The organism is Streptomyces sp. NPDC006655 (assembly GCF_040703965.1).
Lineage (GTDB): Bacteria > Actinomycetota > Actinomycetes > Streptomycetales > Streptomycetaceae > Streptomyces.
On the sequence record NZ_JBEYJU010000100.1, the window covers coordinates 22,857 to 32,537 of the forward strand.

Sequence of the window (9,681 nt, forward strand, 5' to 3'; positions counted from 1 at the left end):
CCCCAGGATCCGTACCCGTGTGCGCGCATGTGCTGGTGGCCGAGGACGACGAGATGCAGGCCGAGCTGATCCGGCGGTCGCTGCTGGCCGAGGGCCACACCGCGACCGTCGTCCACGACGGCGCCGCGGCGCTGGACGCGGCCCGGCGGCTCGGGCCGGACCTGGTCGTCCTCGACCTGATGCTGCCGGTCGTCGACGGCTTCGGCGTGTGCCGCGTGCTGCGCCGCGGCGACCCGCAGATCCCGGTGCTGATGCTCACGGCCCGCTCCGACGAGGACGACGTCCTGCTCGGCCTGGAACTCGGCGCCGACGACTACATGACCAAGCCGTACAGCCCGCGCGAGCTGATGGCGCGGATCCGGACGATCCTGCGGCGCAGCGGGCGGAGCGCCGCCGTCCGGGAGGAACCCGCCGTGATCGCGGCCGGGATCAGCGTCGATCCGGTGCGCCACGAGGTGCGCCGCGACGGGGAACCGGTGGAGGTGACCCCGGCCGAGTTCCAGATCCTGCTCGCCATGGCGGGGGAACCCGATCGGGTCTTCACCCGCCGGCAGTTGCTGCAGTGCACCCGCGGCTTCGACCGGTCCTCCACCGAACGCGCCGTCGACGTCCATGTGATGAACCTGCGCCGGAAGATCGAGTCCGATCCGCGCCGGCCGGTACGCCTGGTCACCGTGTTCGGCGTCGGCTACAAACTGAGCGGCGGCAGGCCGTGACGCCGCGGATACCGTGGCGCAAACGGCTGCTGGTGCGGCTGCTGTTCACCTCGGTGCTGATCGCCGTCTGCTCCGTGGCCGCCACCGCCTGGCTCGCCGTGACGACCACCACCAGCGCCCTGGAGGAGGAACAGGGCCAGGACCTCGCCGCCGACAACCGGATCCTCGCCCAGCTCAGCGGGTACGCCGCGGACCACCCCGACTGGACCGGGGTCGGGCACACCGTGCGCACGCTGGCCGCCAGGACCGGCCGCAGGATCGCCCTGACCACCTCCGACCGCACCCTGATCGCCGACTCGGCGCCCGGCGGCACCCCGCTCCCACCTCGCCCGGCCGCCGCCGTGGACCCCCTGCACACCGACACCTACACGGAGTTCGGCGCCCAGCTCAGCGGCATCGACCCACGGGCGGTGGGACCGTTCCGGCTCACCGCGCAGGAGCGCGAGAAGCTGGACCTGGTCGCGAAGAAGGAGCAGACGTGCTTCGACCGCATGGGCGTGGCGACCAGCGTCGGGCACGTCCCGAGCGGACGGCCGTACGTCGTCGTCCAGGACCCCCGGGACACCGCCCTGGAGATCAAGGTCGGGTGCGGCCATGTCTACGACGTGCCGACCGTGGAGACGGCCGACGCGCTGGACGTCCCGACCGCCACCGAGGCCAGGGCGCTGCGCACCCTCACGGACCTGGCCCGCGCCTGCCTGCGGGCCCGGGACATGGATCTCGGCGGCTCGCTCTCCCTCACCTACGACACGACAGGACGCAATCCGGTCACGGGCGGCTTCCTCGTCACCAGGAAGGGCGCCGAGCGGCAGTCGGACCGGACCGCGAGGAACTGCGTCACCGAGGCCCGCCGCACCCAGCTCGAACCCTATGTCGCCCCCGCCGCCGAACTGTTCCTCGGCATCGGCGACCAGACCGCGCCCCGCTTCGACATGTCCCGGGCCAACAAGACCAGGATCGTCGGCGCGGCCGGCCTGGTCCTCGCGATCACGGTCGCCGTCACCGCCGTCGTCGCCACCCGTCTGGTACGACCGCTGCGCGCGCTCACCCTCGCCGCCCAGCAGCCGCCCGAACTGCACGCCAGGGCACCGGTGCGCACCCGGGACGAGACCGGGCTGCTCGCCGAGGCGTTCAACGAGCTGACCGAGCGCCGGGAACGCCTCGAGGAGCAGCGCAAGGCGATGGTCAGCGACATCGCCCACGAACTGCGCAGCCCGCTCACCAACATCCGCGGCTGGCTGGAGGTCACCAAGGACGGTGTGGTCGCCCCCGATCCGGCGCTCCTCGATTCCCTGCACGAGGAGGCCCTGGTCCTGCAACGGATCATCGACGACCTCCAGGACCTGGCGGCCGCCGACGCCGGAACCCTGCGCGTGCACCGCGAACCGGTCCGCGCCGCCGACCTGGTCGACCAGGTCGCCGCCGCCCACCGGGTGGCCGCCGACGCGGCCGGCGTCACCCTGGTGACCGACTCCGACGGCACCGCCTGGCTCGACGCCGACCCGGTGCGGATGCGACAGGCGCTCGGCAACCTGGTCTCCAACGCGATCCGGCACACCCCCGCCGAGGGGACCGTCACCCTGACCGCCCGTCATGACGGCGACGACGTCGTCCTCACCGTGGCCGACACCGGGCCGGGCATCGCGCCGGAGGACCTGCCGCACGTCTTCGAACGGTTCTGGCGCGCGGAGAAGTCCCGCAGCCGCCGCACCGGGGGCAGCGGCCTCGGACTGCCGATCGTGCGGCACCTGGTCGCCGCCCACGGCGGCACCGTCGAGGCGCGGAGCGAGCCGGGCCGGGGCGCCCGGTTCACCCTGCGGCTGCCGGGAGCCCCGGCCCCGGCCGACGTCAGCTGAACCGGCGCGCGGCGGCCTTCCTGCGCCGGGTCAGCAGCCGGCGCTCCGCCTCGGTGGTGCCGCCCCAGATGCCGACGGCCTGCCCCGTCTCCAACGCCCAGTCCAGGCACTGGTCCTGAACCGGGCACCGCTCGCAGACCGCTTTCGCCCGCCGCGTCTGGTGCAACGAGGGGCCGGTGGTGCCGATCGGGAAGAAGAGGTCGGGGTCCTCGTCGCGGCACTCGGCGTGGTCTCGCCAGTTGTCCATCGATGTCACCTGCGATCCAAGTCGACTCTGCCGTTCACTGTGCGGGTTGCTCAGCTTCGGGTCACCGGAGAGGGCACCGCTGAAACGGGCAAGTCGCCTCGGATTCGCGGAGATCACTGCTCCCGCAGACCCCAGGGCGAGTCGTACTCGGTCAGCAGGTCGAGGAACGGGCGGGCCGGGAACGCCTCCGGACCGAGGACGCCCGAGCCCGACCACGCACCGGTGGCCAGGAGTTCGAGGGCGACGACCGGGTTGAGGGCCGTCTGCCACACCACGGCCTGACAACCGTACTCCGCCATGGACCACTGGTTGTCGACGACGTGGTAGAGATACACCTCACGCGGTCGCCCGTCCTTCGTGCCGCGCACCCAGGTGCCCGCACAGGTCTTGCCGTGCATGCGCTCGCCCAGCGTCGCCGGGTCGGGCAGCGAGGCGGCGACCACGTCCCTGGGCGAGACCGCGACCGGCCCGCCGGCGCCGGGCACGGTCACCGGGACGGTGCTGTCCAGGCCGAGCCGGTGCAGGGTCCGCAGCGTCTCGATGAACTCGCCGCCCAGCCCGTACTTGAAGGTGACCCGCCGGGCGTCCACCCAGCGCGGCACGAGCAGCACCTCCTCGTGCTCGACGTTGACGCACTCGACCGGGCCGATCCCGTCCGGGAATTCGAACACCTCCGGCTCGCTGAAGGGCGCGGTCGTGAACCAGCCACGTCCCTCCTCGTAGACGACGGGCGGGTTGAGGCACTCCTCGATGGTGGTCCAGATGTTGAAGGAGGGCGCGAAGTCGTGGCCGTCCACCGTCAGGTTCGCGCCGTCGCGGATCCCGATCTCCTCGATCTCGTCGAAGAGCTCGTCGGCCGCGTACCGTGCGAACACGTCCGAGAGACCCGGCTCCACACCCATGCCGACCAGTGCCAGCGCCCCCGCCTCGGCCCACTGCGCCGCCAGCGCGAACTGCTCGTCGCCGAGCTTCACCCCGCACTCCTCGTACGGGCGTTCGGGGTGCGGCCTGGACAGCGACATCGCCATGTCGAGATAGCCCGCGCCGGCCGTACGGGCGGCCCGGAACAGGGGCATCACGAAGCGCGGGTCGGTGGCGTTGAGCAGCACGTCGCAGCCGTGCCGGGCCAGCAGCGCGGCCACGGCCGACTCGTCCCCGGCGTCGACGCGCTCGGCCCGGAACCTGCCGTCGCCGACGGCCGCCACGGCCGCCTCGGCCCGGGCCGGGTCGTGGTCCGCGACCACCATCACGTCGAAGAACGGACGGCGGGCCGCGATCCGGGTGACGGCGGTGCCCACACCACCGGCTCCCACGAGCAGTACACGCATGGCGAAGTCTCCTTCTCGAACAGAGTGCGAGGTCGAGTACGGGGCGCCTTGGCCGGAATCAAACGCCGGTCCCTCGCGTAAGGTCAATGGCGTTGGCATAAGAACGGCAGGGGAGCGCGGCATGCCCAAACAGGTCGTACCGGAGGACCGGAGGCGCCGGCGCCGTCCGACCCGCGGCGGTACCGTGCTGTCCGAGCGGCTGATCGTCGACACCGCCCTGCGGCTGCTGCGCGAGCACGGCAGCGCGGGCCTCACCGCCCGCCGGCTCGGCCTCGCCCTCGACTGCGACCCCAGCACCCTGTACCGCTACTTCCGGGGCATGGACGACCTGACCCTCGCGATCGGCGACGCCCTCATCGGCCGGGCGCTGGCCGGCTGGACGCCGACGGGACAGTGGCGCACCGACCTGCGCACGATCGGGCTGCGCATCCACGGGCAGTACGTGTCCCACCCGCAGGCGGCCCTGCTGACGGCGAACCGGGTGACGGGGCGGGCCCAGGAACTGGCGGCCGACGAGGCGATCCTGGACGTCCTGCGCACGGCGGGCTTCCCGCTCGCCGAGACCGTCCGCGTCTACCACGCCTTCATCGACCAGACCCTGGCCTTCGCGGCCCTGGACGCGGCTTCCCTGGCCCTGCCGAAGGACTCCCAGCGAGCGGACGAGGCCAAGTGGCACTCGACCTACGCCCGCCTGCCCCGCACCACCCACCCCCGCATCGCGGAAGCGGCCCCCTTGCTGGCGAAACGCATGGTGACCAGCGCGTACCCGACAGCCCTGGACATGCTCCTGGACAGCGCCGAACGGTCCTTGTAGAGGGGCCCGGCTGCAGCGCCCCGCCAGGGGCGCTGGGGGTACCCCCGGCCGAAGGCTGGGGGAGGAACTGCGCGACCGGCCCCCACGCACCCGCACCCGCCCGACGACAAGCGAACCCCCTACGGCCGGCGCAACGCACCTTCCGCCGCCCGCGCCACGGCCTCCGCCACCGCTCCCAACGCCGGCGAATCCAGCTTCCACTGCTGCCAGTACAAGGGCACGTCCACCCAGGACCCCGGCCCGCCGAGCCGCACCAGCCTCCCCTCCCGCAACCGCGGCTCCGCCTGCGCCTCCGGCACCATCCCCCACCCCAGCCCGGCCGTCACGGCGTCCGCGAACCCCTCCGAGGTGGGGACGTAGTGCCGTAGCGCACTCGCCCCAGAGCGCCCCAGCCGCCGCAGGAAAGCGTCCTGGAAGTCGTCCCGCCGGTCGAACACCAGCACCGGCGCCTCGGCGAGCGCGTCCGCCAGCTCACCGCGCACCTGCGCCGCCGCGAACCGCGGCGCCGCCACCGGGAGATACCGCATCCGCCCGAGCGACCGCACCGAGCACCCGGGCACCGGGTCCGGCGCCGAGGTGACCGCCGCCATCACCAGCCCCTCCCGCAGCAGCGCCGCCGTGTGGTCCTCGTCCTCCCGCCGCAGTTCGACGAAGATCCCCGAAAGACCGGTCAGCGCCCCCAGGAACCAGGTCGCCAGCGAGTCCGCGTTGACCGCGACCGACACCCGGGTCGGCTCCCCGGCGCCGCTCATGCCGAGTTCGCCGCGGGCGTCCCGTTCCAGCCTGCCCAGTTGGCGGGCGAACCGGACCAGCACCTCGCCCGACTCCGTCGGCCGCACCGGCTTGGTGCGCTGGAGCAGCACCCGGCCGGTGCGCTGCTCCAGTGCCTTCACCCGCTGGCTGACCGCCGACGGCGTCACGTGCAGGGCCGCGGCCGCCGCGTCGAACGTGCCCTCGTCGACCACCGCCAGCAGCGTCCGCACCTGGTCGAGGGGAAGCTCCACCGTCCACTCCCATCATCAGATCAGCTAAGGGTACGTAAAAATACTTAGCTGTACCCAAGGTGATCGCTTCCGTAGCGTCGAGGGCATGTCCAGTTCCCTCGCCGCCGCTGCCGCGGGTTTCGGCAGCGGCCTCTCGCTGATCGTCGCGATCGGCGCCCAGAACGCCTTCGTCCTGCGCCAGGGCGTCCGCCGGGACGCTGTCCTCGCCGTCGTCGGCATCTGCGCCCTCTCCGACGCCCTGCTCATCTCCCTCGGCGTCGGCGGTGTCGGCGCGCTCGTGGTCGCCTGGCCGGGCGCGGTGCGGGCGGTCGGCCTGATCGGCGGTGCCTTCCTGCTCTGCTACGGCGCGCTGGCCGCCCGCCGGGTGCTGCGGCCCGGTTCCGCCGGACTGCGCACCGACGGCGAGGCGGCCGGGACCCGGCGGCGGGCGGTGCTCACCTGCCTCGCCATGACCTGGCTGAACCCGCACGTCTACCTGGACACCGTGTTCCTGCTCGGCTCCCTCGCCGCCGACCGGGGTGACCTGCGCTGGACCTTCGGTCTCGGCGCCGCCCTGGCCAGCCTCTGCTGGTTCACCGCCCTCGGCTTCGGGGCGCGGCTGCTCGGCCGGTGGCTCGCCGGGCCGGCCGCCTGGCGGGTGCTGGACGGTCTGGTGGCTCTGACCATGCTCGGTCTCGGCCTGATGCTGCTGACCGGATCCTGAGCCGTCCGGAATCGTCCGGCAGCCGCATCCTGGGACAACCGGTTCGGCGACCGCGGGAGTTGCTGGGATAGTGAATGCCGAATCGAAAGATGTAGCGAGCATTCAAGAAGACCGGGACGTCCGTGGACACCAGTGAGAACAGCACCCGAGCCGGCACCGACCCCTCCGACGGGACCACGGCGTCCCCGTCCCGGAGTGGGTGGCGCCGCTGGGCGATGGACACCCGCCCGCTGCGCATCCCCGCCTACCGCAGGCTGTGGTCGTCGACCGTCGTCACCTCGGTCGGCAGCCAGCTCACCGCGGTGGCCGTGCCCAAGCAGATCTTCGACATCACCGGCTCCTCGGCCTGGGTGGGCGCCGCGAGCCTCGCCGGGCTGCTGCCGCTGGTCGTGTTCGCCCTGTGGGGCGGCGCGGTCGCCGACAGCATGGACCGCCGCAAGCTGCTGCTGATCACCAACACCGGGATCGGTGTCACCTCGCTGCTGTTCTGGCTCCAGGCCGCCACCGGAACGGAGTCGGTGGCCGCGCTGATGGTCCTGCTCGCCGTGCAGCAGGCGTTCTGGGGGCTGAACGCGCCCGCCCGTACCGCCTCCATAGCCCGGCTGGTGCCCGAGGCGCAGCTGCCCGCCGCGAACGCGCTGGGGTCCACCGTCATGCAGACCGGGCAGGTGGTCGGTCCGCTGCTGGCCGGTGTCCTCATCCCGGTCATCGGGCTGCCGGAGCTGTACCTGATCGACGCGCTTGCGCTGTGCGTCACGGTGTGGGCGGTCTACCGGCTGCCCGCGCTGCCGCCGCTGGCGGGCGGCGCGGCCCGGCGGGCCGGGGTGCGGGAGATCGCGGAGGGGTTCCGCTACATCTCCGTGCACAAGGTGCTGCTGCTGTCGTTCCTGGCGGACATCATCGCGATGGTCTTCGGCATGCCCCGCGCGCTGTTCCCGCAACTGGCGGCCCAGACCTACGGCTCGTACGGCGAGGGGCTCGCGCTCGGCCTGCTGTTCGCGGCGATCCCCATCGGCGCGGTCCTCGGCGGGCTCTTCTCGGGTACCTTCTCGCGAGCGCGCCGGCACGGTCCGATGGTGATCGGAGCGGTCGTCGGCTGGGGCGCCGCCATCGCCGGGTTCGGGCTGAGCGCGAACCTCTGGGTGGGCGCCGCCTTCCTGGCCGCGGCCGGGGTCGCCGACATGGTCTCGATGGTATTCCGGGGCGCGATCCTGCTCTCCGCCGCGACCGACGAGATGCGCGGCCGGATGCAGGGCGTGTTCACGGTGGTGGTCGCGGGCGGTCCCCGGCTGGCCGACGTGCTGCACGGCACCGCGGGCTCGGTCTTCGGGCCGCGTGCCGCCGTCGCGGGCGGCGGACTGCTGGTGGTGGTCGCGATGCTGGCCCTGGCCGCCGCCGTCCCCGCGCTGCGCCGCTACCGCGTCTGACCGGCTACACGGGCCGGCGCCCGACGTACGCGTCGAGGAGCTTGCCCCGGGTGATCTCCAGCCGGCCGGCGAGGATCTCGGCGACGGTGCGCACCAGCGAGAGACCCAGCAGCGGGTCCTCCACGCACAGCGCGAGCACGGCCGCCGCGTCGTACTCGTAGGCCCGCACCCGGCTGAACGCCACCGCTCCGAAGTCCCAGGTGTACGGCGGGAACAGCCATGACCAGCCGAGCAGGTCGCCGGCGCCCAGGCTGGCGACGGTGACCCGCTTGTGGGACGTCACCTCCTGGTCCAGGTTGACCGCTCCCGAACGGATCACCCAGAAGCGGTCCGCGGTGCCGCCGGCCTCGAAGATCCGGCTGTCCTCGGGGAAGGAGACCTCGTGCGCCAGCTCCATGAGGCGCTCGCGCTGTGTCTGGGGGAGGGCGGTCAGCAGTTTGATGGCTTTGGTCATGGGCGGGGCTCCTCGCCGGCGAGGGTACGGGGGCTTTCCCTACGCCCATTTCAGCCGCTGCCGCCTCGCCGGGCACCTCGAAGACGGTGGGAATCGCCGTCCGGGCAGGAAAAAAGCCCTGGCTGGACGGGGGAGGCCAGCCAGGGCCGTCAGAGGTGGCGCGAGGAGGACCCGATGTCAACTCCTCGACCACTTATGGGTTGAACCGTAAACCATCCGGAGCGGTTTCGCGTAACCGAGAACAGGCTACGTGACCCGTTTCACTTTGGGGAGCCCCTGGCGGCCGTCCATGGGTTTGGCCGTGCCGCGACCGGTGAGCCGAAAGAGAGAGGCCCGCACCGACGGGAGACCCGAGGACCCACCGGTCCACCACCCCAGGGAGCGAAAGGATGCGCGAACAGTACCGGACCGATTCAGCGGTGGCACCGCCCGCGACACACCGGCCGCCGCCGATCCAGCCCGCCGACGCCCGCAGAGCCGTCCGTGGCGAGGTCGCGAGGCATGCGGTGCCCCACGGCGCCACCGGCCTCGAGGACGCGCTGCTCGTCACCTCGGAACTGGCCACCAACGCGATCCTGCACGGCGGCGGCATCACCGGCTTCGACGTCGACGTCGAAGCGGGCGCGGTGCGGGTGTCGGTCAGTGACCGCAGCGACGAGGTGCCGGTGGTCGAGCGGGCCGTGGACGAGCGGCAGCGCTGGCGGGTCGGGGGCCGCGGCTGGCCCATCGTGTGCCGGCTGGCCCGGGACGTGGAGGTCGCCGGGCTGCCTTCCGGGGGCAAGCGGATCTCCGCGGTCGTGCCGCTCGCGTGAGCGACGTTTTTACCCGGCGGTGTTTACGCCGGGTGCGAGGGGGCAGGCGGAGTGTCGTGCTTCGGACCGGAGGCGCGCGCCGGAGGGAGCAGTGGCTCCACAGCCCCCGGGCCCGCACAGCGGTCCGACGGTGTTCCCGCGGCGACCCTGACACCACAGTTCGGGTCGATTGCCGGAACCATGTTCCGGTGGCGCCCTGAAACCCACGTTCAGGAGCGATTCCGTATGCTCACCGACTTGTCGACCAGCCGTCCCGCCACGCCCGGCCGCACCGCTGCGGGGACGCCCCGTCGCACGCACGACGACGCCCCTGACACAGC

General features: G+C 72.7%; 10 protein-coding genes. 6 read left to right on the top strand and 4 right to left on the bottom strand.

Translation table 11 applies throughout. The features are described from left to right. Positions 1–17 precede the first annotated feature (17 nt). Positions 18–716 carry a response regulator transcription factor gene (locus AB0958_RS36905; RefSeq protein ID WP_366894844.1) on the top strand — a complete coding sequence of 233 codons (699 nt, stop codon included), beginning with the start codon at positions 18–20 and terminating at the stop codon, positions 714–716. Then, on the top strand, positions 713–2,572 hold the full coding sequence (locus AB0958_RS36910; RefSeq protein WP_366894845.1) for a HAMP domain-containing sensor histidine kinase: 1,860 nt from the start codon (positions 713–715) through the stop codon (positions 2,570–2,572). The genes AB0958_RS36905 and AB0958_RS36910 overlap by 4 nt, the downstream gene beginning before the upstream one ends. On the opposite strand, the gene AB0958_RS36915 is transcribed toward AB0958_RS36910, so the two are convergent. Further along, positions 2,565–2,819, bottom strand: coding sequence for a WhiB family transcriptional regulator (locus tag AB0958_RS36915; protein ID WP_366894846.1), 255 nt, complete (start codon positions 2,817–2,819; stop codon positions 2,565–2,567). The two genes, AB0958_RS36910 and AB0958_RS36915, sit on opposite strands and share 8 nt — an antisense overlap. Before the next feature lie 113 nt (positions 2,820–2,932). After that, the gene (locus AB0958_RS36920; RefSeq protein WP_366894847.1) at positions 2,933–4,147 is read right to left on the bottom strand and encodes a saccharopine dehydrogenase C-terminal domain-containing protein; all 1,215 of its coding nucleotides are present in this window, start codon (positions 4,145–4,147) and stop codon (positions 2,933–2,935) included. A gap of 121 nt (positions 4,148–4,268) precedes the next feature. On the opposite strand from AB0958_RS36920, the gene AB0958_RS36925 reads away from it, so the two are divergent. Next, positions 4,269–4,961, top strand: coding sequence for a helix-turn-helix domain-containing protein (locus tag AB0958_RS36925; protein ID WP_366894848.1), 693 nt, complete (start codon positions 4,269–4,271; stop codon positions 4,959–4,961). Positions 4,962–5,080: 119 nt separating this feature from the next. Here AB0958_RS36925 and AB0958_RS36930 read toward each other — a convergent pair whose 3' ends face one another. Next, positions 5,081–5,965 carry a LysR family transcriptional regulator ArgP gene (locus AB0958_RS36930; protein WP_366894849.1) on the bottom strand — a complete coding sequence of 295 codons (885 nt, stop codon included), beginning with the start codon at positions 5,963–5,965 and terminating at the stop codon, positions 5,081–5,083. Positions 5,966–6,050: 85 nt separating this feature from the next. Here AB0958_RS36930 and AB0958_RS36935 point away from each other — a divergent pair, with 85 nt between their 5' ends. Together AB0958_RS36935 and AB0958_RS36940 are read left to right on the top strand one after the other, a co-directional pair. Then, positions 6,051–6,668 carry a LysE family transporter gene (locus AB0958_RS36935; RefSeq protein WP_366894850.1) on the top strand — a complete coding sequence of 206 codons (618 nt, stop codon included), beginning with the start codon at positions 6,051–6,053 and terminating at the stop codon, positions 6,666–6,668. A 122-nt stretch (positions 6,669–6,790) separates the two neighbouring features. Then, positions 6,791–8,095 carry an MFS transporter gene (locus AB0958_RS36940; protein ID WP_366894851.1) on the top strand — a complete coding sequence of 435 codons (1,305 nt, stop codon included), beginning with the start codon at positions 6,791–6,793 and terminating at the stop codon, positions 8,093–8,095. 4 nt (positions 8,096–8,099) lie between these two features. On the opposite strand, the gene AB0958_RS36945 is transcribed toward AB0958_RS36940, so the two are convergent. Next, positions 8,100–8,549 carry a cyclic nucleotide-binding domain-containing protein gene (locus AB0958_RS36945; RefSeq protein WP_366894852.1) on the bottom strand — a complete coding sequence of 150 codons (450 nt, stop codon included), beginning with the start codon at positions 8,547–8,549 and terminating at the stop codon, positions 8,100–8,102. Positions 8,550–8,938: 389 nt separating this feature from the next. Here AB0958_RS36945 and AB0958_RS36950 point away from each other — a divergent pair, with 389 nt between their 5' ends. Then, positions 8,939–9,361, top strand: coding sequence for an ATP-binding protein (locus tag AB0958_RS36950; RefSeq protein WP_366894853.1), 423 nt, complete (start codon positions 8,939–8,941; stop codon positions 9,359–9,361). Positions 9,362–9,681 lie beyond the last annotated feature (320 nt).

Excerpts from the sequence above, each read along its gene's own strand:
- AB0958_RS36920 (WP_366894847.1), bottom strand. The coding sequence starts at position 4,147 with ATGCGTGTACTGCTCGTGGGAGCCGGTGGTGTGGGCACCGCCGTCACC.
- AB0958_RS36915 (WP_366894846.1), bottom strand. The coding sequence starts at position 2,819 with ATGGACAACTGGCGAGACCACGCCGAGTGCCGCGACGAGGACCCCGAC.
- AB0958_RS36935 (WP_366894850.1), top strand. The coding sequence starts at position 6,051 with ATGTCCAGTTCCCTCGCCGCCGCTGCCGCGGGTTTCGGCAGCGGCCTC.
- AB0958_RS36925 (WP_366894848.1), top strand. The coding sequence starts at position 4,269 with ATGCCCAAACAGGTCGTACCGGAGGACCGGAGGCGCCGGCGCCGTCCG.
- AB0958_RS36950 (WP_366894853.1), top strand. The coding sequence starts at position 8,939 with ATGCGCGAACAGTACCGGACCGATTCAGCGGTGGCACCGCCCGCGACA.
- AB0958_RS36945 (WP_366894852.1), bottom strand. The coding sequence starts at position 8,549 with ATGACCAAAGCCATCAAACTGCTGACCGCCCTCCCCCAGACACAGCGC.